Raw genomic sequence first — 26,278 nt, 5'->3', positions numbered from 1 at the left:
CCCTTTTCGTCATAGCTAGTAACAATTTGTCTTAACCCACGGTCAAGACCGATAATGTGTTGATTATGTTCTTTTTTCCAATCAGTAGTTTCAATGGTAACTGGAATGTGTAAAAACCAATGTTTTTTTAGCTGAACTAATTTAGATGTCCCTAATTTGTAATTAGGATTAAAAAAGTTCAAATAATCACCATTAAAAGCCACTTTTATTCTTTGCCCTAAGACGTTCATAGATATTTTTGAGCCTTGTTCAACAAAAGAATAGTTGATATTACGCACATAATCAGCTTGCGGACGTGAAAATTTAATTGCTTTATGTAACCAAGATAAATCACGAACTTCACGGTACCATTCACCAGTATTTTGGTCTTGATAATGGTAGGGACGCTGTTTTAATTGAGTTGCAACGGTCTTATAACGAGCTTCTACGGTACGGTAAGTAGATTGAACCATCGCCGAATTAATTTCTTTGGATTCAGCTCGTAAATAGTGATACATTTCTTTATTAAACTTTTTACGATTAACCTGACAATCATTATCAAAATACCATTGACTAACAAGATTACATAAACGTTGATATTCCTTAGTTACAGCTTTAAATTGAGCAACTTGTTCTTGGTTAGGATATAAACGAACTTTAGCTATAATTACTGCTTTTATTTAATCTCACCTCCTTTTATCTATATCTAGAGTATAACACGTCAGATAAAAGAAACGTACAAAAATAGCTCCTTGAGGAGTTACTAGGACTTATATCTTCTCACTAAAAGTAATTACTGACTTGCCGATCTAAAACAACCAGATACCAACTTGAAACTAGCAGCAAGGGTAAAAAGACTGCCAATAAAGTCAGCCAGGAACTTGGCTGGGGCTGGTAATTATAACTAGGTCCCCAGTCCAACAAGAAGTGGATTCCAAGTGGAACTAGCAAATTATTGGTCGCAAAATAACTAGCCGCTAAAAAGACCCCCATCGCTAGACTATAAAATAATTGCTGACTAACAACCATAACCGGTGTACCCAATAAATTAATTAAGTGAAAGCCACTAAAAGTCACTGCCGCAGCAAAACTGGCCCAGACTAACTTCCGTTTAAAGCCATAATAAACCGCTAAGCCCAAAAAACCACTCAGTAAAAAGCCCCGGCAAATTCCTTCTTCCAAGGTAGCTGCTCCCAGGGCAACTAACGTATCATCTAAGAAGTGACGGTCAAAAAAGAGGGCGTAAATACTGCTAAAGACATGTCCGACTAGCATCATATAAAGCAAACACCCCAGACCTAACCATTGTAACCACCTAGTTTGACGCCTAAAGCTTGGCCTGTACTTTAAAATTTTCAAGCCCCGCTTACTGTAACAGGCCACTAACACTGCCAGTAAGCCTAAACTTAGTTCAAACAAATTTTTAAACCGCTCACTTTCGTCAAAGAAAAAGAGACTTAAAAAAACAAAGCCTAGAAAAAAGATTAGCCCCCAGTATAACTGTCTTCCAAACGACCACCGATTTTCTACCATTCAATCACACTCCTTAATTTGTTATAATTGAATTATAAAATAATTAACAATCACTAGTATAATTGTTTTTTTATTTTAATCAAAGGGGACATCATATGAAATACTTATTTTTATCACTGAGATTATTAGCCTATCTTTTAACTGGTTGCTTGGCCTTTTTAACCATCCTTATTTATCGGCGCGAACTTGACTTTACCGATTTGTCTTATCATTTTAGGCTCAGTCAACTTTACTTTGGGTTTAACCTGTTATTACTACCGTGGTTTCGGTTACTTCACCCACTAGTTTTTATTTCCCAACCGGAAAATTTCAAGTCTTATAAGACTAGGGCCTTAGATTTTTACCACCAAGATTTAGCTGCTCACTCGAAGCAAAAAAAGTGGTCATCTGATGGGGTTAACGTTAACCCCTACGAGTATCTATCGCCTTACACTATGTCCTATGACAATGCCCTAAATTGGGCCTACAATTTATGTAAGGCCTTGCTTATGAGCATCCTCTTTTTACTAGCCGGTCCTTGCTTTTGGCTTTACCATTACAGCAAGCGTAAATTAGCTTCACCTAAGCACTAACCAAAAAACTGCCCCCACTAAACTAGTGGAGGCAGTTTTTTAATGTTGCTTATGGATTAAAGGTCTTAATCCCTGGACGCCAGGAGAGATAGCCCCGATAATCATCACAGTGTAGGAGTTCTTGGGCGTTTTTGACCCGGTCTTCGGTAGGAGGTTCTACCCCCTCCAAGCGGTACTTAATTCCCATTTCATGATACTTATGAACACCCATGGTATGGTAAGGTAAAATTTCTACCTTTTCAACGTTATGGAGGGTCTTGATATAAGCATCGAGTTCCATTAGGTACTTATCAATGTCGGTGATACCCGGAATTAGGACGTGCCGAATCCAAACCGGTTTGCCGATATCTGATAGATAACGGGTTAAGTCTAAGATATTTTCGTTTGGAAAACCTGTTAACCGCTTGTGTTCATCCGAGTTGATATGTTTAATATCTACCAACAAAATGTCGGTGACATCCATTAGCTTTTGAAACTTATCAAACCAAGGTTGCCGTCTAGTAAATGGTTGCCCACAAGTGTCCAAGCAAGTGCTAATTCCTAGTTCCTTGCACTTGGTAAATAGTTCTAAGGCAAAGTCAATCTGCAAGAGAATTTCCCCCCCTGACAAGGTAATTCCCCCCTGATCACCCCAAAAGGCCTTATAAGGTAAGGCTTGTTCTAAGACTTCATCAGAAGTCATCTTAGTACCAACGTTGGTCTTCCAAGTGTCTGGGTTGTGGCAGAACTTACAGCGCATATGACAACCCTGCATAAAGACCACAAACCTAATTCCGGGCCCATCGACTGCCCCAAAGGTTTCAATTGAATGAACATAACCTTCAACTTGCCCGTCCCGCATTGGCACAGGCTTTAATAATGGATTTTTTTCTCTCACTTATACCACCCTCATAAATCTAGTTTCCTTCTTACAAAAACAACGAATGATGAACAAACTCACCATTCGTTGTCCTTAATTATCAGCCAACGTTATCTTTCATCTTAAAGTGATGAGTGGAATGTTCTTGCGATAACATCGTCTTGTTGTTCCTTAGTTAAATCAGCGAAGTATACGCAGTAACCAGAAACACGGATTGTTAACGTTGGGTATTTTTCTGGATGTGCTTGAGCATCTAGCAATGTGTCACGGTTGAAGACGTTGATGTTCAAGTGGTGACCATCGTTCTTCATGTAACCACTAATCATATTTACTAAGGTATTTTCCTTGGCAGCTTCGTCATGACCTAATGTTTGTGGGGTTACGGCGAATGTGTAAGAAATACCATCGGTTGCGTAACGATAAGGAATCTTAGCAACAGAAAGTAATGAAGCTAAGGCACCGGATGTATCTGCACCGTATGCTGGGTTAGCACCTGGGGCAAATGGTTCGCCGGCTTTCCGGCCGTTAGGAGTAGAACCAGTATTCTTACCATAAACAACGTTAGAAGTAATAGTCAAAACAGAAGTTGATAACTTAGCCCCTCTGTATAGGTGATGCTTGTTCATCTTAGTGTAAAGATCCTTAACTAAGAATTTAGCAATGTCATCTACCCTATCATCGTTGTTACCATAACGTGGGAAGTCATTTTCAGCAACGAAGTCAACTGCCATACCATCTTCATCACGGATAACCTTAACGTGACCGTACTTGATAGCAGAAATTGAGTCAGCAGCTACTGATAACCCTGAAATCCCGGTAGCAAAGGTCCGGTCTAAGCGGGTATCCTTCAAGGCTAATTGAGCTGATTCATAGTAATACTTGTCGTGCATGTAGTGAATTGCATTCAAGGCGTTTACATAAACATCGGCAACCCATTCTAACATGTCATCGAACTTAGCCATAAATTCATCATAGTCAATATATTCTGATGTGATTGGTTCATACTTAGGACCAACTTGTTGCTTAGTTAATTCATCCTTACCACCGTTGATAGCATAAAGAACTGTCTTAGCTAAGTTTGCCCGGGCACCGAAGAATTGAACCCCATCCTTGATTGGTTGTGCAGAAACACAACAAGCAATACCGTAGTAGTCTGTTCCCCAAGTCTTAACCATTAAATCATCGTTTTCGTATTGAATGGTTGAACTATCGATGGAAACACTAGCTGCATACTTCTTGAAGGTTTCAGGCAGGTTTTCTGACCAAAGTAAGGTAATGTTTGGTTCAGGAGCAGCTCCCATGTTGTGTAATGTGTTCAAGAAGCGGAAGGCTGTCTTAGTAACATGGTGACGACCATCTAAGCCCATCCCTGCTAATGATAAGGTTGCCCAAATTGGGTTACCAGAGAAGAGGGAGTTGTATTTAGGTGTCCGTGCAAAGGTTACCATCCGTAACTTCATTGTGAATTGGTCGATTAATTCTTGAGCTTCTTTTTCAGTTAGTACGCCCCGTTCTAAGTCACGTTCAATGTAGATATCGATGAAGGCATCAATCCGACCGATTGACATTGCAGCCCCGTTTTGTTGCTTAATAGCTGCTAAGTAACCAAAGTATAACCATTGGATTGCTTCTTGCGCATTTTGAGCTGGTTGCGAAATATCATAACCGTATGATTCGGCCATCTTCTTCATATCTTTTAAGGCTTTGATTTGGTCAGAAATTTCTTCCCGCATCCGGATTACGTCGTCAGTCATTTCACCGTCGCCGTAGTTGTTTAAATCTTCAATCTTAGCGGCAATCAAGCGGTCAATCCCGTATAAAGCTACCCGTGGGAAGTCAGCGACAATCCGACCACGACCATAAGCATCTGGTAAACCAGTAATAATCTTGTTGTGACGTGCCCGGCGAATGTCAGCATTGTAAGCATCAAAGACCCCTTGGTTGTGCGTCTTGGACAATTCAGTAAAGATGTATTCAACTTCTGGGTCTAACTTCAAACCGTAAGCTTCCAAAGCATCCTTAGCCATCCGAATCCCACCAAATGGCATTAAGGCTTTCTTCATTGGCTTATCTGTTTGAATACCCACAATCTTTTCAAGGCTCTTGTCTAAGTAGCCTGGTTTGTGGGAGGTGATAGTTGACACAATCTTGGTATCTGCTTCTAAAACGCCACCAGCAGCCCGTTCCTTAAGTTTCAAATCAACTAATTGATCGTTTAACTTAGTGGTTGCTTCGGTTGGACCTTCCAAGAAGGATTGGTCACCATTATATTGAGTAAAGTTATTTTGGATAAAGTCACGAACGTCGATTTCTGTTTGCCAATCGCCGCCTTTAAAACCGTCCCATGCTTTATTGTCTAATCTCTCGTCAACTTTTAACATATGTGATTACCTCCAAATCAAAAATAAAGCGTTTTCTTACAAGATTTATACTATACCTTTTACTAATTTTTTTCAATAAAAATTATAACAATTAAATCTTTCACAATCTTTAAAGAGGCGCTCAAGCCCGACCTAAAGCACTTTCTTGCACTTATTAAATTTTACTTTAACTTTTCTAATCTTAAAGCTTATACTATTCCAAAATTGGCATACTAACCAAACTTTATTCTAAAAGAAAAACAACCCCTCTTTGGAGGTTGTTTTTGTCTAAAAAGTTTTTATATTGCTTACAATTTACTTGTTAACTCTACGTCAGGATACTTATCCTTAAACCATCTTTCGGCAAAGTCATTCTCAAATAAGAATAGCGGTGCCCCATAACGATCCTTGACCAATAGGTTTCTTGAACTGGACATTTTCTCATCCAATTGGTCTGGATTGATCCAACGGGCCGTCTTATGCCCCATCGGAGTCATAAGAACTTCCGAATTGTATTCATTAGCCATTCTGAATTGAAAGACTTCAAATTGTAGTTGCCCAACAGCCCCTAAGATATAGTCACCCGTACTGTAACTTTGGTAAAGTTGGACGGCTCCTTCTTGCACTAATTGTTGAATCCCTTTATGGAATGACTTTTGCTTCATTACGTTTTTAGCCGTAACCCGCATAAAGAGTTCGGGGGTAAATTGTGGTAGCTTTTCGTATTGAAGTGCCTTTTTACCCGTATAAATCGTATCCCCAATTTGGAAATTACCAGTATCATACAGCCCGATAATATCACCAGCCACCGCGGTTTCAACTGTTTCCCGGCTATCAGCCATAAATTGAGTTGAGTTAGATAGGCGCATCTTTTTACCAGTCCGGTTTAAAACGACGTCCATTCCCCGTTCGAACTCACCGGAACAGATTCTGACAAAGGCAATCCGGTCACGGTGGTTAGGATTCATATTGGCTTGAATTTTAAAGATAAAGCCGGAAAAGTTCTCGCTAGTAGGAGCTACCTCAGTGCCGGCCTCCGTTTTATGTGCACTTGGAGCAGGGGCAAACTGTAGGTAAGCATCTAAGAAAGTTTTTACCCCAAAATTAGTCAAGGCCGAGCCGAAAAAGACTGGGGTTAACTCACCGTGAGCAATCTTATCAGCGTCAAATTCACTCCCGGCGCCCTTAATTAATTCAACTTCTTCTAACACTTGTTGGTAGATACTTTCTTCTTCCAAGGGGTTAGCAACGGCTAGCTTACCTTCTTCGTCTAAAGGCAAGAATGATTCCCCCTTGTCTTCTGTCCGGTAAAGCTCAATTCTGTTATTGTAAATATCATACAGGCCCTTGAGACCCTTGCCCATCCCGATTGGCCAGTTCATCGCGTAACCTTCAATGCCTAAGACTTCTTCTAGTTCTGCCACTAAATCCATTGGGTCACGCCCATCCCGGTCCAACTTGTTGATGAAGGTAAAAATAGGAATTCCCCGCATCTTACAAATCTTGAAGAGTTTCTTGGTTTGGGGCTCAATCCCCTTGGCAGAGTCGATTACCATCACGGCTGAGTCAACGGCCATGAGCGTCCGGTAAGTATCTTCGGAAAAGTCTTCGTGCCCGGGGGTATCCAAGATGTTAACCCGCTTGCCGGCATAATCAAATTGCATTACGGAACTAGTAACCGAAATTCCCCGCTTCTTTTCGATTTCCATCCAGTCGGACTTTGCAAAATTTCCCGACTTCTTGGCCTTAACCGTCCCGGCTTGGCGAACAACTCCCCCAAAGAGCAAGAGCTGTTCAGTAATGGTTGTTTTCCCCGCATCGGGGTGCGAAATAATCGCAAAGGTCCGGCGTTTTTCAACTGCTTGTTTTAAAGTTTGTGTATCCATTATTACCTCACTAATTTCCTAATTTTTCATCTAATTTGGCCTGTTCTAAAATCCGTTTATCGTAAAGCTTGGCTAACTGTTGGGGCAGCCTGAGCTTAATCTCGGCAATCCTAGTGCCATCAATTACCTGGTGAGTTTCTAAAATAATGCCTTCCGGTGTGCGCACATTTAAAACCTGCCCCTCTTCAGGGAAGAAGCCCAGTTGCTCAATAACATAACCCGCGATGGTATCGGCGGTCGTCGTTTCGAGGTGGGCGGCAAACTCATCGTTAAAATCATCTACCGGCATCTTGCCATCAATTAAAAACTCGGTCTCACTTAACTGCTTAACCGTTTCAGTCGGTTCATCGGTCTCATCTTCAATTTCACCAACAATTTCTTCCAATAAATCCTCCAGTGTTACCAGCCCTACGACCCCACCGTATTCATCAAGGAGAATTGCCAATTGGTTTTGCGACTTCTTCATCTGAAACAGTAATTCATCAATCATGATTGTTTCTGGCACAAAGAAGGCAGGTTGCATCACCTGTCTAATCGTAATGTGGTCAAAGCCATAGCGTCTAGCCGCCTTGAAGAGTTTTTTGATGTGAATTACCCCAACAATATTATCCTTATCCTCATGGTAAACTGGGACCCGGGAGTAATTCATTTCGATGATATTGTCGATGCTTCGTTCGTTATCGTTAGTGATGTCAATCATGAAGGCATCAATTCTTGGCACCATGACTTCTTTAGCCATCTTTTCGTGCATGGAGATAACCCCGTCAATCATCTCGAATTCATCATTGTCTAGCTCACCACTATTGTGACCTAGCTCAATTTGGTGAACAATTTCCTTCCAAGAATTAGTTTTACTTTCGACTGGCACCTTGATTTTAGGCAATAAGAGTTCCACTAGCCAAGTTAACGGCGCAAACAGCAGACCCAAGTAGTAGGCAAACCCGACGTAATTTTTAAACCGCTCGGAAATTAGTGCCTGAGCCCGGCCATCTTGCCAAACAAAATAGTAGGTTTCAACTAAGGTAATTGCGAGCACCCACCAAACATTAAAGCCTACGTAACTGGCCGCTAGTGAAGCAACCAGCACCACCCCTAAAAGGTAAAGAAAGCCCTTGGCTACAAATAAGCGCAGGCTATAGTCAGCCAAATTATCAGCTAGCCTAGCTAGTTTGGCTTGCTTTTTAGGAAATTTATCCGCTAATACCCTCAGTGAATCTTGGTTATGCGCGTCTAGGAGTTGGCTGGCCTTAACAGTCGCATGTGCCAGAAAGGACCAGATAATTGCAAACAGCGCCAACGCTATTCTCGCGAAGTCAGATATCATTTTGTCACCTCACAGATTATTTAGGCACATACAAGGTGTCGCCAGTCTTAATCGTATTACTTGAACCTAAGTCATTGAGGCTTTGAATCTCAGACACCGTCGTCGCATACTTTTCAGCTAGACTTTCCAGTGTATCGCCATCGACTACCTCAATGGTTTGGGCGTTGGCACGCTTAGCTGCTAGTGATGACGAGGAAGCCGCTGCCGCCGAAGAAGCCGCCTTAGCTGCATCTTCGGAAGATTTTTTGGCAGCTGCTTGTGCTTGACTAGCTGAAGCCTTTTGCTTGGAAGCTTCCTCAGCAGCCTTAACGGAAGAAGCCGCCTTGCGAGAGGCCGCTAACTGTGATGACGTCAGCTTGCTTGACTTAGAGCTACTCTGCTTACTTTTAGCAACTTGACTGGTAGAGGTACTTTGGTGTGCATGCCACCAGTAAGTGGTCCCCCCAGCCAAGATTAAAATTACTAGCGCCCCTAAAGCCCAGGCCGTAAAATTAGAGCTTGCTTTAGGTTGCTTAGACTGTACTTGTTTGTCCTTTTGATCTTGTTCAACCACGACTGGGTCTAACCCCCGTTCCACAAAGAAGGCCTTGCGCATCCGGGGTTCGTCCTTACGGGTATAGCCGTGTTTAAATTGTTCTACCTTGAATTCTTCGTAAACCTTATTAACGTCAAATTGAACCTGCTCGAACTGCTTATCTGCCAAGTATTCATTTTGTTCGGGCAAACTTAAAGAGTTAAACCATTCTTGGGCAAAGGTAAATTGTTCTAAGACTTCCTTAGTGGGCCCAAAATCTTGGACCTGCCCAAATTGGAGCCACATAGTTCGTTCACAAAACTGTTCCATATACAGTTGTTTAGTGTCGGCGATGATAAAGGAACAGCCCACGTCTTTAAGGTCTTGGATTTTTTGGGCAACCTTATTGAAAAACGGCCGGTCTAATAAGCCTAATACTTCGTCAATCAAAACCACCTTAGGCTCGATAAACAGTGCTAACCCTAAGGCCAAGCGCGCCTTCATTCCTAAAGAATAGCTGCTTGCCGGTTGGTAGAGCCACTGCCCAAAGTCGATAAAGTTAATCACCGCGTTGGTTAGGTGGTTGCCCTTCAATTCGTCCACTTCTTTTTGCTTAATGACCTTGCGAATGTTTTCTAAGCCAGAAAGGCTGTTATCAATTTCACTTAAACTAGCAAGGTTAATGGGATGCTTAGTCGTGATAAAGCCTGTGGTTTGCTTAACGTTACCCGCAATAATTTGGAGCAACAAGGACTTGCTAGCGGTATTCATCCCGATTAAGCCCACGGCTTCCCCGGCTGAAATATCCATCCTAATTCCCCGCAGTTCCCAAAACTTAACGGGAGCACCTTTATTATCCTTACTATCAGTTAACATCGGGGCACTTTTAGTAATGTATTTTATTTCTAATTTTGCCATTGAATTCACCTGATTATCTTCTAATTCATTATCTTTCTAATACTACCAAGCTTTTTAGCTATGGTCAATTAATCATCATTAAGCCAAAAAAGTGAGACAAACTTGCCCCACCTTTTGCTTCTTATTTATAACTATTAACTAATTGATGATTCCGCGACCAGGGGAAGGCCTTAGCCACCCCTTGAATTTTTTCAGCGGGAACAAAGCCATAATAACGACTGTCGTTAGAAATGGTCCGATTATCCCCTAATACAAAGTAGGTTTTAGCCGGCACCTTAAAAGTCCGATTAGACCCCAAACGAATTCCCTTAGCTGGTTTAACCCCCGGGTTTAGTAAGGTCGTTCCCAGTTTGCGCTGTAAGGGGCTGATATAGCTTTGGGCCTGATACTTGCCGTTAATATAAAGGTTACCCTGCTTACTGTACCTAATACGGTCACCCGGCATCCCAATTACCCGCTTGATATACAGCGTATTGGGCTTTAGGTAGTGGTTATTTTTATCTACCCCAGCGGCTTTAAAAACCACAATCTGATTTCTTTTAACCCGCGCATGACGCAACAAGACCACCGTTTCATTGGCATATAAATTAGGGACCATCGAACTGCCATCCACACTAATTGCCGTTACTAGAAACGTTTTGATTACTAAGGCAATCAGACCACCTATTATAATTGGGATGAGCGTTGCGACTATTTCTTTAACTTTAATCATAAAATCCCCTTTGTCCCGCTAATAGTCTTATCCACGACCTTTTTTCTCTAAGTCTTCTTTTATCTTAGTGGTCGAAATTCCCTGGGTACGTGGTAAGTAAACCACCTGACAGTAGTCCTTCAGAAAATCAAATTTTCCCTGCCAGTCGTCACCCATCACAAAAATATCAACCTGATTTGCCTGAACATCTTTTACCTTTTGTTCCCAGTCACGTTCGGGAATAACCTCGTCAACATAGCGAATTGCCTCTAAGATGTACTTACGATCCGCATAACTCGTATAGGCCTTTTTTCCCTTGATGGCATTGAACTCATCAGTAGACAACCCAACGATTAAGTAATCACCTAAGGCAGCCGCCCGCTTCAACAAGCGTACGTGGCCCCGATGTAAGAGGTCAAAGGTTCCATAAGTTAATACCTTCTTCACCTAGACACCACCTATTCGGTTTTGCCTTCACGTTGCATGAGGTTAGCAATTTCTGCCTTAATGTCAGCTTGTTTATATAAAACATTGTAGATTGCTTGGGTGATTGGCATCTCAATTCCCTTTTGTTGTGCTAACTCGTAGGCAGCCTTGCAGGTATTAATTCCTTCGATAACCATCCCCATGTTAGCAATTACATCTTCTAAGGACTTGCCTTGGCCTAACTGATCACCGGCACGCCAGTTGCGTGAGTGGACACTGGTACAAGTTACAATCAAATCACCTACACCAGATAAACCGATGAAGGTCAAAGGATCGGCGCCAAAACTTACCCCCAGGCGACTGATTTCTGCTAAGCCCCGGGTCATTAAGGCTGCCTTGGCATCATCACCATAACCTAAACCGTGTAAAGCCCCGGCTCCGATTGCGATTACGTTTTTAAAGGCCGCCCCAGTTTCAACCCCCACCACGTCACTGTTGGTATAAATTCTGAGGTAATCATTCATAAATAAGGCTTGCACCTTCTTAGCATTGGCTAAATCTTCACTGGCCGCGGTAATTAAGGTAATATCTTGGCGGGCCACTTCTTCAGCGTGACTTGGGCCTGATAAGACTACCATCCCACTGCGATACTTAGTAGGAATTTCTTCGGCAATCACTTCTGAAATCCGTTTGTGACTACCTAATTCCAAACCCTTACTTGCGTGTACAATCAAAGGCTTAGTGCCCAATTCTTCTAAAACTTCGATTAATTGTTGGGCCACCAAGCGAATAACCTTAGTTGGCACTACAAATAAAACCGTACCGGCATCCTTAACCGCTGCCTTTAAGTCAGTGGTTGCCTTTAAAGCTTCTGGATAAATTAAATCAGGTAAATACTTAGCATTGGTGTGCTGTTGGTTTAACTCATCAACTTGAGCTTGGGAGTTAGACCAAAGAGCCACTTCGTGTCCATTTTCTACCAAAACCTTAGCGAGGACACTCCCCCATGAACCTGCTCCTAAAACCGCAATTTTTTCTGTCATTTTACTACACCTACTATTTTTAAAGATATTTTATTCTTGCCTATTATAACATATTGAATTAATCCATGTTTTGAGACTTAGTGTCTTCGCTTGTCCGTAAGCGGTAAATGTCATAAAAATACTTAATAATGACCTTAGCTACCGCATAAACTGGCACCCCCAAAATCATTCCTAACAAGCCGGCCAAATTACCGGCCACTAACAGTAGCAAAATAATTGTTAGGGGATGAATTTCTAGCGACTTGCCAATTACGTTTGGATAAACTAAGTTACCATCAATCTGTTGGACCACCACGCAAACAATCACCACTAGGATTAATAACTTAAGTGAATGGGTGCTGGCAATAAATAAAGCGGGAATTAAGCCTATATATGGACCCAAGTAAGGAATAATATTAGTTATCCCCGCAAATATCCCGATAATTAAGGCGTAAGGCAGGCCGATTAACCCATAACCAATCACGCTCATCGTTCCAACGGCTAAACATTCGATTGCTTGCCCAGAAATGTACTTAGCAATTGTCGCACTCATTTGTCCCAGTAAATTTTCAATTGCGTCAGCATGTCTAGGGCTAAAGACCTTCTTGATATTTGGCAGTAATTTAGGCCCATCCTTTAACATGTAAAAGACAATAAACGGCACGGTCACTAAGGTCACCGCCACGTTGGCCACCGCTCCGATGACAGAGCCGATGCCACTGGTCAATGAGAAGGCAAACTTCTTAATCATTTCTGACAGCGAACCTTCTAACTGCTTCATATAGCTATCCAGGTCTAAATTCTTTAACCAGGTTGGTAAATTTTCTTGTTGATTAAGACTTAAAATTAGCTTCTGCGCTTCCTTAATATAGGCTGGGACTTTGGCAATCAACTCTTGGAACTGGCCGATAATTTTAGGCATTACCGACGCAGACAAGAGCACGATTAGGGCAATCAATAGCAAAAAGACCACCGCCACCGCTAACGTTCGTCCCACCTTAAACCGTTTAAAGCGCACCTTCATTAATAAATTTACAAGCGGGTTCAAGAGATAAAACAAGAACCCTGAAATAATAATCGGCGCAAATAGGGTCGAAATAAAGGTACCAATCGGTTTAAATAAAAAATCTAATCGACTACACATGAAAATCAAACCTACCACTAATAATAATTCTAATGACCAATACATTAGGCGGGCTTTTTTCTTCTTGTCAAATATCAAACTAACTACTCCCTTCTGCTAATAAAAAACTCGTAATAACAATAATTACCAACAACTAATTACCATTATTACGAGTCATCTTGTTATAAACCGGCATTACTGTCGACGCGACAATTCTAAGTAGCGGTTGTACCAAATCTCAACATATTCTTTTGAGAACGGCCCTTTCCCGTGGTCGATCCAGTCCACTAGCGTCCGAACGTTATGCTTCAAAATTTTATCCGTTTTAGTAGAATAGTGCCACTTAGCACCATGTTCTTCGTACTCGTCAACGTCTAATAATCTCTTTTCGCCATTCGGAAAGACTTTGACATCTAAATCATAATCTATATATTTCAATGCTTCTCTATCTAAGTAAGCGGGCGACGCCAAATTACAATAATAAGAAATCCCATTATCCCTAATCATCGTCACAATGTTAAACCAATAATGTTTATGAAAATAAACCAAAGCAGGTTCGCGGGTCACCCATCTTCTCCCATCGGCCTCAGTCACCAAGGTATGGTCATTTAAGCCAATCAGTGCATTTTCACTAGTTTTGAGAACCATTGTATCTCGCCACGTTCGATGTAAACTACCGTCGTGTTTATAACTCTTAATGGTAATAAATTCGCCTTCTCTAGGTCCATTTGAATGACGCATATAACCCCTGCTTTCTATAAACACAGGTGTAAGTTACACCGATATCAGTTTTATTATACCAAACATCTTTTAAATTGCCTAAAGAAATCTTGGCGCAAATCAAATATTAACGCTTACTTAGTTTTACAACCGCTTCAACCCGGGCCGTCTGCGGAAACATATCGACCGATTGGATGTAGTCAACCTGATAAACCTTGCTTAGGGCCACTAAGTCGCGCGCTAAGGTAGATGGATTACAGGAGACGTAGACAAATTTTGCCGGTTTAACTTGCAAAATAGTTTTTATCAACTGGGCATCTAGTCCTGTCCGCGGTGGATCGACCACCAGCGCGTCCGGTTTAACCCCCTGCTTAACCCAGGCTGGGATAACCTTTTCAGCTGCCCCAACCTCGTAGTTTACGTTTGACCGGTTAGATAAGGCTGCGTTTTGGCGGGCGTCTTCAATGGCCTCGGGGATAATATCCACCCCGTAAACCGCTTTGGCTGCCGGCGCTACGTACAAGCCAATCGTCCCAACCCCACAGTAGGCGTCAATTAAGCTTTCGTCAGCTTGTAAGTCCAAAGCCTGTTTCACTTGATCGTACAAGACCTTGGTTTGGCTCGGATTTAACTGGAAGAAGGCCCGGGCAGACAGCCTAAATTCCACTTCACCTAACCGCTCTTCTAAATAGTCTTGGCCGTAAATCTTTAGCGTTTGTTCGCCCCACAACAAAGAGGTTTTTTGCGGGTTGATATTTTGCATGATGGACACCACCTCGGGCAGTTGACTCTTAATGTCTGCCACCAGGTTATTTAACTGCGGAAACTTACTTGTCCGTGTAACTAACACCACCTGGGCGTTCTGCTTAGCAACGGACTCGCGCACAATAATTGTCTTTAAAATTCCGGTGTGTTGGCGTTCTTGGTAAAGAGGTACCTGCCATTTGGCTAGTAAATCTACTAAGGTCCGCATGATTTTCATCGTTAACGGCATCTGGCTACTAAAGGTCGGCAAATCGACTAAGCGGTGACTGCCCTCTTGATAGAGGCCGGCGATTACCTGGCCTGACTTGGTTTTCCTAACCTGAAAGGCCGCCTTATTTCGGTAAGCATAGGGATGATCCATCCCTAAAGTTGGCCGTAATTCATAGTCTTGATAACCCTTAGGCTTGAATTTTTCTAGGGCCTGCCTAATCACATCTTCCTTAAAGGCTAATTGCGCCGGGTAAGCCAAATGTTCTAATTCAATTCCGCCGACATCGTACTTATCCACCGGTTCCACCCGGTCTTGACTTGGCTTTTCGATTTTAACCAAACTAGCCTCTAAATACTTAGGGTGAACCTTGGTGACCTTGGCGACGATTACCTCTCCTGGTAAGGCCCCCTTAACAAAGGTAATCTTGCGCTTGTAATAGCCAATGCCTTCCCCATTAATTCCAAGACGTTTAATGGTTAACACTAGCTTTTGGCCAGTTTTCACTGCAACTTGTTTTCTCTCCAAAGTAAAAATTCCTCTCGTCTAAAATGCTTAACAAAATTATAGCATGGACTAATTTTCCTTGCACATTAGGGGCCTAGCCTTTTATAATAAGAGCAAAAGACGAACGGAGGTTTTATTTTGCCTAAAATCACTTTAATTCAAGCTCAAAAAAAGGCTGGCCGCTACAATATCTACCTCGATGGAACCTACGCTTTTCCCGTAGCCGAGTCCGTCCTCATCAAGTATCAACTGGCTAAGGGGATGGAAATCGATAAACAACTGCTCAGCCAAATTACCAGTGCTGACTTACAAGCCAAAGCTTATAACAAGGCATTAGACTACCTCAGTCACCAACTCCGGACCCAAAAGGAGCTCAGCGACCACCTTAAAGAATTAGGAATCGATGAACCCACCATCAAAGAAGTGCTCACCAAGCTGCTCGACTTGCGGCTATTAGACGACCAGGTCTATGCCAACAGTTTCGTCCGGACCCAAGCTAACCTTTCCGACAAGGGCCCAACGGTCATCCGCCAAAAACTCCGCCAAAAAGGCATTGGCGAAAACCTAATCGACCGGGCCTTGCTTGAATTTCCGCCGGAAGCCCAGGTTGCCAACGCCAAAAAACTAGGCCAAAAGCTGGCTAAAAGACACCAAGCAAGTCCCCTAAAAATCCGGCAAAATAAAATTATCACTGGCATCATGACCAAGGGGTTTAGCGCTAGTGTTGCCAACTCAGCCCTTGAACAGCTCGACTTACAGGTTGACCCTAACCAAGAACTAGCAGCCTTAACCACCCAAGCCAAAAAAGCTTGGCGCCGTTACCAACGCTTTGACCTTAAAACCCGCCAACTAAAGACCAAGCAAGCCCTCTATCGCAAGGGCTTTAACCTGGATGAAATTGACAAAGTCCTGGCTGAGTTAGCCGAATAAAAAAAGACAACACTAGCTGTTGTCTTTTTTAGGAATAACGTTATCTAAAATTCTTCTAAAGGTTGGCCGGCGCGGGGTAACCTTACCGTACAGGCAGTATTCCAAACTGGCATTAACAACCGCCCCTAATAGGATTGTCCAGCCCGAATAGTTGAGCCAAAACAATAAGACGATAAAGGTTCCTAAAGCCCCATAGGATAAAACCCTTTGGGCAAAGTAGTAAACGTAAACCGAAAAACCTTGGGTGATTAACATCCAACCCGCAGTCCCTAACACCGCCCCGGGAAAGATACAGCGCCAGTGCACCTTGGCATTGGGCAAAAAGCGGTAAATTAAACACAGGATGGCAAAAATCCCCAAGATTGTTGTCGGCCACTTCACGCTCCGAAAAGTATCTAACCAGGACAGGGGCAGGTTTAGGATGGGGCTTAATTTTTCTAAGGCCAGCTGCCCGAAACTAAAGAAAATAAAGAGTGCCACTAAAAAAATGGCGAAGACAAAAATAATTGCAATCGAAACAATCCGGGTCATAAAGGCACTTTGACTATCAACCCCGTAGGCATCATTGATTGCCCGTTTGAGGGCGTTTATCCCCCGACTAGCCGCCCAAATAGCGACTAAGGCACTGACTGAGGCAATCCCCCCAGAACCAGAAGTCAAAAAGGTCCGCACTAGCGGGTTTAAGGTCTTATAAATCGTCGGTGGCACGGCGGTTTGTAGGTAACTCATAATCGTATCCGCCTTTAGGTTTAATAAGGGTAAGAGGTTCCCTACCAAAATCACCGTGGGAAAAATGGCCAACAAGGCATTATAAGCAATCACGATGGCGGCGTTATTGATATTACTGTCCACAAACCGTTCAAAAAATAATTTAAAAAATGAATTTATCTTAGTCACATAAACCTCAATTCTACTACTGATCACTATCTTGGTGAACGTAATGCCGATAGATAGCCATTCCGACCACTAACAACAAGATACCCACCACGTTTAAGATAATGTCTAGGTAGTCATCATGAATAATTAGTAAGTTCCGTAACAAAGCCGTCAGTCCCAAGCCCATCAGCAAGGTAATTGAGACGTGGCCCTTATTTTTTAAAGCACTGATAATCATAGCAAAAAATTCAAACAAAATAAAGAAGGCCACAATCTTATCCATAATTAGATAAAAGTTATTGGCGGCATCTAACTTCAAAGACAAACCCACTAACACCTTAAGCTCCAAGCCAATTCGCACTAAGAGAATTAACCCTAATAAAGCAATCACAATTACGCTTAGCCCACTAAAAAATTGGGCAAGCATTTGGGCCAACTGCTCAAATCTTTCGGCCAATTTCTTCATTTAATTTTCACCTCACTAACAGCTTGTGCCTTAATTTTACCACTTCGACTAGGTGACGACAAAAAAGGCGTCCCCTTTTTGGAAACGCCTGTCATTATTAACTGTGAGCGAGGGCTTGCTTTAGGTCTGCTAATAAGTCCTCTTTAGCCTCAATTCCTACTGAAAGCCTGATTAATTCATCACTGATTCCGTTGGTCAACCTAATCTTTCTTGGAATCGAACCGTGCGTCATGATGGCCGGTACTTCAATCAAACTTTCAATTCCCCCAAGACTTTCTGCCAGCGTAATCACCTCCAAGCTTTCGATAAATGCCTTGACATCGGCACCACTCACTAACTCAAAGGAAACCATGGCTCCAAAGCCCGTCATCTGTGTGGTTGCCAGCCAGTAGTTAGGACTGGTTTTTAAGCCAGGGTATAAGACCCGCTTGACCTTAGGGTGCTGAGTCAAAAAGTCAACGATGGCGGCCGTATTTTCATGGTGAAGTCTCATCCGGGCCCCTAACGTTTTAATCCCCCTTTGCACTAGCCAACTATCATCTGGTCCTAAGACATTTCCGAGGGAGTTTTGCAAAAAGGCAAGGTCTTCAGCCACTGTAGCATCGTTAGTCACTGCTAAGCCAGCCACAACGTCGCTATGCCCACCTAAGTATTTGGTAGCAGAATGGACTACAATATCTGCTCCTAACCGCAACGGCTGTTGATTATACGGGGTAGCAAAGGTATTATCCACAATAATTTTTACCCCGTGTTCCTTTCCGATTTGCGCAATCTGTTTAATATCTGCTAGTTCTAACAAGGGGTTAGTCGGTGTTTCAAAGTAAATTCCCACCGTCTTATCCTTAATCGCTGCCCGAACCGCCGCTAAGTCCTGCATATTCACGACCGTAAATTCTAGGCCAAAGCGTTTTAAGACCTTATCCACTAGCCGAAATGTTCCTCCGTAAACGTCACTGCCAATCACAAGGTGGTCGCCAGCTGAAAAAAGTGAAAAGACGGTATGAATCGCTGCCGAACCTGAAGCAAAGGCAAACCCAGCTACCCCTCCTTCTAGGTCACTAATTAATTTTTCCAGGGCGAGGCGGGTTGGATTACCCGTACGTCCGTACTCCCACTTAGGATTGCCACCTAACCCAGTTTGTTTGAAGGTCGAGGCCCGGTAAATTGGGATAGATACCGCACCCGTTGCTTGATCTAAACTGTTACCACAGTGAATAAGTTGTGTTTCAAATTTCATTTTTTAGCCTCCCAAGATTTAAAAATTATAAATATTCTTACTTAAATAGCGTTCGCTACTGTCAGGAAAAATGGTGACAATTTTTGAACGCGCCGGTAATTTGGCTGCCAACTCCAGACTAGCCTGCAAGGCCGCGCCTGAAGATGACCCAATTAGCAAGCCCCATTTGCTGGCCGCCTGCCTAACTTGTTTAAAAGCCGCCTCGTCGCTAATTGTCGCTATTCCATCAATTCCTAAGTCTTTAAAAAATGGGGGCTCAATCTCGACCCCAATTCCTTCGGTTTTATGCTGATGAGCGACCCCGCCACTTAAAATCGACCCTGCTGGTTGAACCACTATCCCCTTAATATCTGGATAAACCTGGCGTAGTTCCTGTAAGGTCCCAGCAAAGGTCCCCCCAGTGCCTGCCCCGGCTACAAAGGCGGTAGGGGTAAGCTTGCCTAAGTCTTGCTTAATTTCTTTAGCAAGTAACCGGTACGCCTTAGGGTTGGCTACATTTTCAAATTGATTAAAAACATAACTATTTGCTATCTGACTAGCTAACTGTCTGCTTTTAGCCAGCGCTCCTTGCATCCCCAAAGCCGGGTCGCTTAACACCAACTCAGCTCCTAAAGCCTTCATTAGCACTTGCTTTTCCTGGCTAAAGCCTGCCGGAACCACTAAGATTAGCCGTAACTGGTACTTGCTAGCAGCTAAGGCCAAGCCAATTCCCGTATTACCAGCTGTTGGTTCAATGATGGTCGTTTGCCGATTAATCACCCCCGCCTCAAGCGCCCCTCTTACTAGCGCCAAACCTAAGCGGTCCTTAATGCTGCCACCTGGGTTAAACATTTCCAACTTGGCATAAATCCTACTCTCATTTGGGGCAGGCAACTCCAACAAGGGGGTCTGCCCCACTAGTTGATAAACACTAGTCACTAACATCTCGTTCACCTCTAAAAACGCAAAAAAGACGCTCATTCATTGCTGAATAAACGTCTTTTGTACTGTTTTACTTAAAATATACCTATTGAATATTAGTCAGCTAAATTTAGGTACGCCAAGTAGTGAAGTACAAAAAACGCACTTCACAACAACATGTGTTAACTTTGCTTAAGCTAACCAAGTTCATCTTGACTTCCTCACTTTCTAACTAATTGTAAGTCATTTTAACATTAATTCTCAGTAAAATCAAATTTTTTTAATTTCTTTTACGCCGCTCCCTCATCCCGTTAAAGGCGTCAATATACTCCTTTTTAAAGTGAAAGCGCAAACTACCCTTTTTTCTAAGTTCTTCTTTTTCATAACTTTGAATCTTAACTTGATCCAATAAGTTACCAAAATCTTTCGAATTCAACTTAACAAACAACTGATAAATCTTACTGTCCCTAAACTTTTTCCTTTCCATAATAAGATCACCACTTAATATTCTTTTTGAATAATTATACTATTTTAATAAAAAAAGACCAACTATCTTGCTTGAAAACGTTTTGGTATAATGTTTTTAAACTAAAACGAAAGAAGGCTACTCCTATGTCCGAAAAAGAAAAAATGCTTAACCTACAACTCTACGATGCTAACCATGCTCCCGAACTAATTAAAGAGCGCACCTTTGCCAAGGAACTTTGTTATGATTATAACCACTTACGCCCCAGCCAACGGGCTGAACGTAAGCAACTCTTGCAAAAATTGCTAGGCAAAACTAAGGACAACTACACCATTACCGCCCCCTTTTGGTGTAACTACGGTTATAACATCGAATTGGGGGAAAATTTCTACGCTAACTATAACTTGGTCATCCTTGACGGGGCAAAGGTTACCTTCGGCGACAATGTTTTTGTTACCCCTAACTGTGGCTTTTACACGGCTGGCCACCCTCTTGATTACGAGCGCAGAAACGCCGGCCTTGGATATGCTTACCCAATTACCGTGGGTGATAATGTTTGGATTGGGGGCGGGGTGCAGGTAATGCCTGGGGTCACGATTGGCTCCAACGTCGTTATCGGCGGAGGCAGCGTCGTAACCAAAGACATCCCTGACAACTGTGTGGCAGTCGGTAACCCTTGCAAGGTCATTCGCCCTATTACGGAAGCAGATAAGACCCGCTCGTACGACCGGCTATAAAAGCATCTTATTCAATATTTTAGTGATGGCTGGGGCTTATATCCCCTTACTTTAGTAAGGGGATATAAGCCCTAGTAATAGCTCCTTTTGGAGCTATTTTGTGCCTTTATTTTATCTAATGTGTTATAACATATATGTGGATAAAAGGAGGTGAAACCAAATGAAATCAGTAATTACAGCTAAAGTCCGTTTATACCCTAGTCAAGAACAAGTTGCTCAATTTAAAGCTGTAACTAAGGAATATCAACGCTTATGTAACCTTGTTAGTCAATGGTATTTTGATAATAATTGTCAGGTTAATCGTAAAAAGTTCAATCAAGAAATGTATCATTATTTACGAGCTGAATCTAAAGAAATTAACTCGGCAATGGTTCAATCTACTTACCGTACCGTAGAAGCTCTTTATAAGACCGTTGCAACTCAATTAAAACAGCGTCCCTACCATTATCAAGACCAAAATACTGGTGAATGGTACCGTGAAGTTCGTGATTTATCTTGGTTACATAAAGCAATTAAATTTTCACGTCCGCAAGCTGATTATGTGCGTAATATCAACTATTCTTTTGTTGAACAAGGCTCAAAAATATCTATGAACGTCTTAGGGCAAAGAATAAAAGTGGCTTTTAATGGTGATTATTTGAACTTTTTTAATCCTAATTACAAACTAGGTACAGCCAAGTTAGTTCAGCTAAAAAACCATTGGTTTTTACACATTCCAGTCACCATTGAAACTGATGAGTGGAAAAAAGAATATAATCAACATATTATCGGTCTTGACCGTGGGTTAAGACAAATTGTTACTAGCTATGACGAAAAGGGCAAAACCAGTTTTAAAAATGGTAAAGCTGTTGCCTATAAACGTAAAAAATATGCTTATTTACGTAGTCAACTTCAAAGTAAAGGAACTAAATCTGCCAAACGCAAACTAAAAAGACTAAGTCAAAAAGAGAACCGCTGGATAAGTGATGTTAATCATTGCCTAGCTAAGACACTTGTTGACGCTTATGGTCAAAATAGCTTGTTTGTGTTGGAGGATTTATCGGGAGTTACCTTTGAAAAAACTAATTCTAACAAGAATCAAACTAGAGAATTACACTCATGGGCTTTTTATGATTTACAAACCAAATTAGCATATAAAGCACGTAAAAATCAAAGCCAAGTCTTGATTGTATCAGCTAAATATACTAGCCAAAGATGCCCTAAATGCGGTCAAATCAGAAAAGAAAATCGTAATCATAGAATACATCGATACGATTGTGTTTTCTGTGGATTTAAAACTAATGACGACCGGGTGGGAGCTATGAACTTGTACGAATTAGGCAAACAATATATCTCCGGAATCGAAAATCCTAAATTTGAATTAACTAACGTTACCGACTGATATGTTGGTAATCTAGGGTGTTGTCAACCACCCGAATGTAACCACGTATAGTGTGGGAGCAACGAAGTTGCGTTATGACCACTGACCGTAAGGTCGTGAGTTACAAGCCCCTTACTTTAGTAAGGGGTAGTTGACATTACCTCACCCTATAGGAAAATGGAGGAGCCCACGAAGTGTTAGTCTTCGTGGACTCCTCCATCTTTATGTGCTATTCAAAAGCTAATTAGTCAAGCCATTCAAATTCTAAGCTTGGTTCGGCGTTTAAGTCTAGGTCCGCCCTAATCCCGGCCTGATAAGCTTCATAACCGGCTGCCCCAATCATGGCCGCGTTATCACCACATAATTTCAAAGGAGCTTTAATCAATTCCACCTCGGGAAAGGCAGTTAATTCTTGGTCTAAGCGTGCTCTCAGTCCCTTGTTAGCAGCTACACCCCCGGCTAAAATTAGCTGCTTAACGTCAAACTTTCTCAACGCTTTGACAGTCTTATGGGCCAATACGTCAACCGCACTGGCCTGGAAACTAGCTGCCAAGTCAGCCTTATCTAAACTTTCTCCCACCTGATCCGCGTGGTGAACGGTGTTGATGAAGGCACTCTTTAAGCCACTGAAGCTAAAGTCGAAATTGTCTTCATTTTCCATTGCCCGGGGAAAATGGAAACTATCGTGCCCTTGGTGGGCTAACTCATCAATTTCTTTACCGGATGGGTAACTCAACCCTAAGACGCGGCCCACCTTGTCGTAGGCTTCGCCGGCAGCGTCATCCCGTGTTTCGCCAATAATCTTAAAATCGGTTGGCCCCGCTAGGTAAACCAATTCCGTGTGCCCCCCAGAAACCAGCAGCGCTAAGGCTGGAAACTTTAAGGGACTAACAAAGCGGGCAGCATAAATATGGCCCGCCATATGGTTAACAGGAATTAAGGGTAAGTTATGGGCAAAGGCCACCGCTTTAGCCGCAGCTACCCCTACCAACAAAGCCCCCACCAAACCAGGACCATAAGTAACCGCCACCGCATCGAGGTCCTCATAGCTAACTTGAGCTTGTTCTAAAGCGTCGGCCACACAGAGGGTAATTGCTTCGATATGATGCCGACTAGCAACTTCTGGGACCACCCCTCCAAAGCGCTTATGGCTATTAATCTGGGTAGCCACAATATTTGCTAGAATTTTAGATCCATTTTCAATTACGGCCACACTGGTTTCATCACAGCTTGATTCAAAGGCCAAAATTAAATTTCTCTCTGCCATTTCTATCCTCTTCCCATTGCTGGAACTAAATCAAGGCGCATGGTTAACGCGTCTTCTTGTTCCTCAGTATAATAATTCTTCTTGCGGTTTAATATCTTAAAACCTAAATCCTGGTAAACCTTTTGGGCGTTATCGTTACTTGCCTTAACTTCTAAGACAATGTTTTGACACTCTTGTTTCCGGGCACTTTCGATTAAAACCCGTAACAACTTGCTTCCTAAGCCCCGATTTTGGTGCTTGGGTACAACTGCTACATTAGTTATGTGAGCTTCACCGTTAGCCCGTTTAAAGTCCACCCCAGCAAAACCTACCAATTCGTCTTCATAACGAGCGACTAAGTATAAAGTGGTTTTACGTTTGCTTAACTCAGCCTTAAAGGTCTCGAAATCCCAAGGCGTATTGCCCTCATACACAGATTTTTCGATAGCTAACATCTCGGGAATATCGGGTACAATCGCACGGCAAATCAAGTAGTGTATTCCTTCTACTTCATCCGTCCGACTGTTAAACTCCACCACCTGTTCACTTTCACTGTATAAAACCTTAGTTACTAACCGTTTAAACTTTTTCAACATAGGACTCATCGTGTGCTTTCCCTTCCGGATGTTTTTCTAACCATTGCATTTCCGCTTGCGTTAACCGTAGATAATTAGGGACAAAAGTTTGAATGGCTACTGGCGTGGCAACTTGACCCAGCAAGGCAACCTCCATTGCACGTGGGTAAGCAAAATTAGGACTTGCTAGCTGGTAATCCAAGTCACTAGCCTTTAAATTAGATGCAAAATTTTGACTATCTCTTCCAATAAAGATTACTTTTTGGTTAAAGTCAGCTAAGCGTTGGCAGAGGTTAGCAAAGGCATAGTGACCTTCCGCTATCACCTCAACCAAATGACCTGCTTGCCATTGATAGGCAGCCGCAAATACATTTTCTCTGCGGGCATCAAACACAGGGACTAGTAACGCCTCGGTGTTAGGATAAGCCGCCGCTAGAGTTTTCAAACTGGAAACCCCAACTAATTCCTTGTTTAAGGTAAAGGCTAAGGTCTTAGCTGTTGTAACCCCAATTCTTAAGCCAGTATAAGAACCAGGACCTTGAGCAACCGCAATTCGGTCCAGGTCTGCTACCTTAACGTTTGCTCGTTGTAACACTTCCTTGATTAAGGGCATCAAGGTGATACTGTGATTTCTTTGTGCATTAGTTGTTATTTCTGCTAACAGCTCTTGATCTTCCAACACCGCCACACTCAGCGGCTTATTGGAAGTATCTATCGCCAATATTTTCATTGTAAAAAATTCCTTCTATACTATCAAATTTCAATCATTATCTTAACATACTTAGCATTAAGTTTGTACCGGCAAAAATAACAATTCTCATCGACAATCGCTCAGTTTCTGAGTATAATTTTGTTTATGAAAATCCATTAAGAAAGGGTGGAATTTTTTGTGAAAAAAATCTTAGTTTTACACACTGGCGGTACCATTGCCATGTCAGAAGATGAACATGGTGCCGTTGCTCCCGGAGCAGAAAATCCCCTTAATAAATTTAGCGAAGCCTTCACCGACCAATTAGACTTGGTGGTTGAAAATCCCTTTAACCTTCCCTCGCCCCACATGAGTCCTAAAGAAATGCTTAGCCTTGCTCAAAGAATTAACGACGCGGCTAACAACAACTTCTTTGGGGTAGTCATTACTCACGGAACGGATACCTTAGAAGAAACAGCTTACTTCCTCGATTTAACCGTTACGAGCGACATTCCCGTGGTTGTAACTGGGGCAATGCGTTCAGCTAACGAAATTGGTTCCGACGGCCTCCATAACTTCCAAACGGCTATCCTAACTGCAGCCAGTGACGAGGCGGTGGGCAAGGGTGTCTTAGTGGTTATGAACGATGAAATTCATACCGCCCGCTACGTTACTAAGACCCACACAACTAACGTGGCCACTTTTAGAACCCCTACTTTTGGGCCAATCGGACTAGTCTTTAAGCATAAGGTGCGTTTCTTCGAACAGCTCCTCCGCCACACTGCCCTGCCGATTGACCATGTCTGTGAACAAGTCTTTTTAGTCAAGGCCTACGCCGGAATGGAGCCTGATTTCTTAGACTTTTTAGCAAGCCAAGCCACCACTAAGGGAGTTGTAATTGAGGCCTTAGGTGCCGGTAACCTTCCACCTAAGGTCTTACCTAGCCTCCAAAAATTGTTAGACCAAAACATTCCGGTCGTCCTAGTGTCCCGTTGCTTTAACGGGGTCGCCCAGGACGTTTATGACTACGAAGGGGGTGGCGTTCAGCTAAAGAAGCTAGGCGTTACCTTCTGTCACGGTCTTAACGGTCAAAAAGCCCGAATTAAACTGTTAGTCGGATTAAGCGCCGGCTTAGCTGGCAGTGCCTTAAAGCACTTCGTTAGTGATGCAGTTAGCTAAAAACTTAATAACTAATTTTAACAGCGTTGAAACCACTTGGCTTTCAGCGCTGTTACTTTTTTTAGCTAAGTAACTTAGTTAATTTATCCTTAACTATCTTTTAAAAAAGTTATAAATACCATTCGTTTTTAAAAAGAGATGCTACAATTAATTTAGTTAACTGAAACTTGAAAGCATGAAATAGTGGATACTTCCCGCTACTTCATGCTTT

26 protein-coding genes are annotated in these 26,278 nt (G+C 42.4%); 5 read left to right on the top strand and 21 right to left on the bottom strand.

Translation table 11 applies throughout. The features are described 5' to 3' along the window. Together FC14_RS10685 and FC14_RS02240 are read right to left on the bottom strand one after the other, a co-directional pair. Positions 1–659 (bottom strand): nuclease/transposase family protein (locus FC14_RS10685; protein ID WP_478211995.1); only part of this gene is annotated, 659 nt, incomplete at its 3' end. Positions 660–762: 103 nt separating this feature from the next. Next, positions 763–1,512 (bottom strand): CPBP family intramembrane glutamic endopeptidase, encoded by a 750-nt coding sequence (locus FC14_RS02240; RefSeq protein WP_056976201.1) that lies wholly within the window; start codon positions 1,510–1,512, stop codon positions 763–765. 95 nt (positions 1,513–1,607) lie between these two features. Between FC14_RS02240 and FC14_RS02235 the strand changes: the two genes are divergently transcribed. Next, positions 1,608–2,084, top strand: a complete 477-nt coding sequence (locus FC14_RS02235; RefSeq protein WP_235804494.1) for a hypothetical protein — start codon at positions 1,608–1,610, stop codon at positions 2,082–2,084. Positions 2,085–2,133: 49 nt separating this feature from the next. Here the strand turns inward: FC14_RS02235 and pflA are convergent, their stop codons facing one another. The 11 genes from pflA to rlmD form a co-directional block, all read right to left on the bottom strand. Beyond that, positions 2,134–2,925, bottom strand: coding sequence for a pyruvate formate-lyase-activating protein (gene pflA / locus FC14_RS02230; protein ID WP_056976274.1), 792 nt, complete (start codon positions 2,923–2,925; stop codon positions 2,134–2,136). A gap of 140 nt (positions 2,926–3,065) precedes the next feature. Beyond that, complete coding sequence (gene pflB / locus FC14_RS02225; RefSeq protein WP_056976200.1) at positions 3,066–5,324, bottom strand: formate C-acetyltransferase; 2,259 nt, start codon at positions 5,322–5,324, stop codon at positions 3,066–3,068. A gap of 287 nt (positions 5,325–5,611) precedes the next feature. Further along, positions 5,612–7,189, bottom strand: coding sequence for a peptide chain release factor 3 (locus FC14_RS02220; RefSeq protein WP_050610794.1), 1,578 nt, complete (start codon positions 7,187–7,189; stop codon positions 5,612–5,614). A 10-nt stretch (positions 7,190–7,199) separates the two neighbouring features. Continuing rightward, complete coding sequence (locus FC14_RS02215; protein WP_056976198.1) at positions 7,200–8,513, bottom strand: hemolysin family protein; 1,314 nt, start codon at positions 8,511–8,513, stop codon at positions 7,200–7,202. A gap of 16 nt (positions 8,514–8,529) precedes the next feature. Beyond that, positions 8,530–9,945, bottom strand: a complete 1,416-nt coding sequence (locus FC14_RS02210) for an ATP-binding cassette domain-containing protein (protein ID WP_056976272.1) — start codon at positions 9,943–9,945, stop codon at positions 8,530–8,532. A gap of 121 nt (positions 9,946–10,066) precedes the next feature. Beyond that, a complete protein-coding gene (gene lepB, locus FC14_RS02205; RefSeq protein WP_056976197.1) occupies positions 10,067–10,657 on the bottom strand; it encodes a signal peptidase I in 591 nt (196 codons plus the stop codon). Between the two features lie 27 nt (positions 10,658–10,684). Next, positions 10,685–11,083: a glycerol-3-phosphate cytidylyltransferase gene (tagD, locus tag FC14_RS02200; protein WP_056976195.1), complete on the bottom strand. Its 399-nt coding sequence runs from the start codon at positions 11,081–11,083 to the stop codon at positions 10,685–10,687. Between the two features lie 11 nt (positions 11,084–11,094). Then, entirely contained in the window at positions 11,095–12,105 is a 1,011-nt protein-coding gene (locus tag FC14_RS02195) for an NAD(P)H-dependent glycerol-3-phosphate dehydrogenase (protein WP_056976193.1), read from the bottom strand. A 58-nt stretch (positions 12,106–12,163) separates the two neighbouring features. Then, positions 12,164–13,303, bottom strand: coding sequence for an AI-2E family transporter (locus tag FC14_RS02190; RefSeq protein ID WP_056976270.1), 1,140 nt, complete (start codon positions 13,301–13,303; stop codon positions 12,164–12,166). 99 nt (positions 13,304–13,402) lie between these two features. Then, positions 13,403–13,948 carry a DUF402 domain-containing protein gene (locus tag FC14_RS02185; RefSeq protein WP_050610800.1) on the bottom strand — a complete coding sequence of 182 codons (546 nt, stop codon included), beginning with the start codon at positions 13,946–13,948 and terminating at the stop codon, positions 13,403–13,405. A gap of 106 nt (positions 13,949–14,054) precedes the next feature. After that, complete coding sequence (rlmD, locus tag FC14_RS02180; protein ID WP_056976191.1) at positions 14,055–15,428, bottom strand: 23S rRNA (uracil(1939)-C(5))-methyltransferase RlmD; 1,374 nt, start codon at positions 15,426–15,428, stop codon at positions 14,055–14,057. A 117-nt stretch (positions 15,429–15,545) separates the two neighbouring features. Between rlmD and recX the strand changes: the two genes are divergently transcribed. Next, the gene (gene recX / locus FC14_RS02175; RefSeq protein WP_056976189.1) at positions 15,546–16,337 is read left to right on the top strand and encodes a recombination regulator RecX; all 792 of its coding nucleotides are present in this window, start codon (positions 15,546–15,548) and stop codon (positions 16,335–16,337) included. Between the two features lie 12 nt (positions 16,338–16,349). On the opposite strand, the gene FC14_RS02170 is transcribed toward recX, so the two are convergent. From FC14_RS02170 to FC14_RS02150, 5 genes are all read right to left on the bottom strand, one after another. Next, on the bottom strand, positions 16,350–17,234 hold the full coding sequence (locus FC14_RS02170) for a YihY/virulence factor BrkB family protein (protein ID WP_235804493.1): 885 nt from the start codon (positions 17,232–17,234) through the stop codon (positions 16,350–16,352). A gap of 16 nt (positions 17,235–17,250) precedes the next feature. Then, positions 17,251–17,679 (bottom strand): phosphate-starvation-inducible protein PsiE, encoded by a 429-nt coding sequence (locus tag FC14_RS02165; protein ID WP_056976188.1) that lies wholly within the window; start codon positions 17,677–17,679, stop codon positions 17,251–17,253. 97 nt (positions 17,680–17,776) lie between these two features. After that, positions 17,777–18,916, bottom strand: a complete 1,140-nt coding sequence (locus FC14_RS02160) for a trans-sulfuration enzyme family protein (RefSeq protein ID WP_056976186.1) — start codon at positions 18,914–18,916, stop codon at positions 17,777–17,779. 18 nt (positions 18,917–18,934) lie between these two features. Beyond that, on the bottom strand, positions 18,935–19,840 hold the full coding sequence (locus FC14_RS02155) for a PLP-dependent cysteine synthase family protein (protein ID WP_056976184.1): 906 nt from the start codon (positions 19,838–19,840) through the stop codon (positions 18,935–18,937). A gap of 256 nt (positions 19,841–20,096) precedes the next feature. After that, complete coding sequence (locus FC14_RS02150; protein ID WP_056976182.1) at positions 20,097–20,303, bottom strand: hypothetical protein; 207 nt, start codon at positions 20,301–20,303, stop codon at positions 20,097–20,099. Positions 20,304–20,428: 125 nt separating this feature from the next. Between FC14_RS02150 and FC14_RS02145 the strand changes: the two genes are divergently transcribed. Both FC14_RS02145 and FC14_RS02140 read left to right on the top strand, forming a co-directional pair. Then, positions 20,429–21,019: a sugar O-acetyltransferase gene (locus FC14_RS02145; RefSeq protein ID WP_056976180.1), complete on the top strand. Its 591-nt coding sequence runs from the start codon at positions 20,429–20,431 to the stop codon at positions 21,017–21,019. 160 nt (positions 21,020–21,179) lie between these two features. Continuing rightward, positions 21,180–22,400: an RNA-guided endonuclease TnpB family protein gene (locus FC14_RS02140; protein WP_056976178.1), complete on the top strand. Its 1,221-nt coding sequence runs from the start codon at positions 21,180–21,182 to the stop codon at positions 22,398–22,400. Positions 22,401–22,623: 223 nt separating this feature from the next. On the opposite strand, the gene tsaD is transcribed toward FC14_RS02140, so the two are convergent. From tsaD to tsaB, 3 genes are read right to left on the bottom strand one after another with little or no spacing between them, the layout of a single operon-like run. Continuing rightward, the gene (tsaD, locus tag FC14_RS02135) at positions 22,624–23,646 is read right to left on the bottom strand and encodes a tRNA (adenosine(37)-N6)-threonylcarbamoyltransferase complex transferase subunit TsaD (RefSeq protein ID WP_056976174.1); all 1,023 of its coding nucleotides are present in this window, start codon (positions 23,644–23,646) and stop codon (positions 22,624–22,626) included. A 2-nt stretch (positions 23,647–23,648) separates the two neighbouring features. After that, a complete protein-coding gene (gene rimI, locus FC14_RS02130) occupies positions 23,649–24,230 on the bottom strand; it encodes a ribosomal protein S18-alanine N-acetyltransferase (protein WP_056976172.1) in 582 nt (193 codons plus the stop codon). Beyond that, entirely contained in the window at positions 24,205–24,930 is a 726-nt protein-coding gene (tsaB, locus tag FC14_RS02125) for a tRNA (adenosine(37)-N6)-threonylcarbamoyltransferase complex dimerization subunit type 1 TsaB (RefSeq protein WP_056976169.1), read from the bottom strand. The genes rimI and tsaB overlap by 26 nt, the downstream gene beginning before the upstream one ends. A 159-nt stretch (positions 24,931–25,089) precedes the next feature. Between tsaB and FC14_RS02120 the strand changes: the two genes are divergently transcribed. Beyond that, the gene (locus tag FC14_RS02120) at positions 25,090–26,067 is read left to right on the top strand and encodes an asparaginase (RefSeq protein WP_056976167.1); all 978 of its coding nucleotides are present in this window, start codon (positions 25,090–25,092) and stop codon (positions 26,065–26,067) included. The last annotated feature ends 211 nt before the right edge of the window (positions 26,068–26,278 follow it).

Source organism: Ligilactobacillus agilis DSM 20509 (assembly GCF_001436215.1).
Classification (GTDB): domain Bacteria; phylum Bacillota; class Bacilli; order Lactobacillales; family Lactobacillaceae; genus Ligilactobacillus; species Ligilactobacillus agilis.
Note: the sequence above shows the minus strand (reverse complement) of the source record. Positions and strands in the feature narration are given on the sequence as shown.

Coding starts and splice junctions, on each gene's coding strand:
- pflB (WP_056976200.1), bottom strand. CDS start 5,324: ATGTTAAAAGTTGACGAGAGATTAGACAATAAAGCATGGGACGGTTTT.
- FC14_RS02220 (WP_050610794.1), bottom strand. CDS start 7,189: ATGGATACACAAACTTTAAAACAAGCAGTTGAAAAACGCCGGACCTTT.
- FC14_RS02210 (WP_056976272.1), bottom strand. CDS start 9,945: ATGGCAAAATTAGAAATAAAATACATTACTAAAAGTGCCCCGATGTTA.
- tsaB (WP_056976169.1), bottom strand. CDS start 24,930: ATGAAAATATTGGCGATAGATACTTCCAATAAGCCGCTGAGTGTGGCG.
- rimI (WP_056976172.1), bottom strand. CDS start 24,230: ATGAGTCCTATGTTGAAAAAGTTTAAACGGTTAGTAACTAAGGTTTTA.
- FC14_RS02240 (WP_056976201.1), bottom strand. CDS start 1,512: ATGGTAGAAAATCGGTGGTCGTTTGGAAGACAGTTATACTGGGGGCTA.
- FC14_RS02160 (WP_056976186.1), bottom strand. CDS start 18,916: ATGAAATTTGAAACACAACTTATTCACTGTGGTAACAGTTTAGATCAA.
- FC14_RS02195 (WP_056976193.1), bottom strand. CDS start 12,105: ATGACAGAAAAAATTGCGGTTTTAGGAGCAGGTTCATGGGGGAGTGTC.
- FC14_RS02150 (WP_056976182.1), bottom strand. CDS start 20,303: ATGGAAAGGAAAAAGTTTAGGGACAGTAAGATTTATCAGTTGTTTGTT.
- FC14_RS02185 (WP_050610800.1), bottom strand. CDS start 13,948: ATGCGTCATTCAAATGGACCTAGAGAAGGCGAATTTATTACCATTAAG.
- pflA (WP_056976274.1), bottom strand. CDS start 2,925: ATGCGGGACGGGCAAGTTGAAGGTTATGTTCATTCAATTGAAACCTTT.
- lepB (WP_056976197.1), bottom strand. CDS start 10,657: ATGATTAAAGTTAAAGAAATAGTCGCAACGCTCATCCCAATTATAATA.
- FC14_RS02165 (WP_056976188.1), bottom strand. CDS start 17,679: ATGAAGAAATTGGCCGAAAGATTTGAGCAGTTGGCCCAAATGCTTGCC.
- FC14_RS02145 (WP_056976180.1), top strand. CDS start 20,429: ATGTCCGAAAAAGAAAAAATGCTTAACCTACAACTCTACGATGCTAAC.
- FC14_RS02215 (WP_056976198.1), bottom strand. CDS start 8,513: ATGATATCTGACTTCGCGAGAATAGCGTTGGCGCTGTTTGCAATTATC.
- FC14_RS02155 (WP_056976184.1), bottom strand. CDS start 19,840: ATGTTAGTGACTAGTGTTTATCAACTAGTGGGGCAGACCCCCTTGTTG.
- FC14_RS02235 (WP_235804494.1), top strand. CDS start 1,608: ATGAAATACTTATTTTTATCACTGAGATTATTAGCCTATCTTTTAACT.
- FC14_RS02140 (WP_056976178.1), top strand. CDS start 21,180: ATGAAATCAGTAATTACAGCTAAAGTCCGTTTATACCCTAGTCAAGAA.
- tsaD (WP_056976174.1), bottom strand. CDS start 23,646: ATGGCAGAGAGAAATTTAATTTTGGCCTTTGAATCAAGCTGTGATGAA.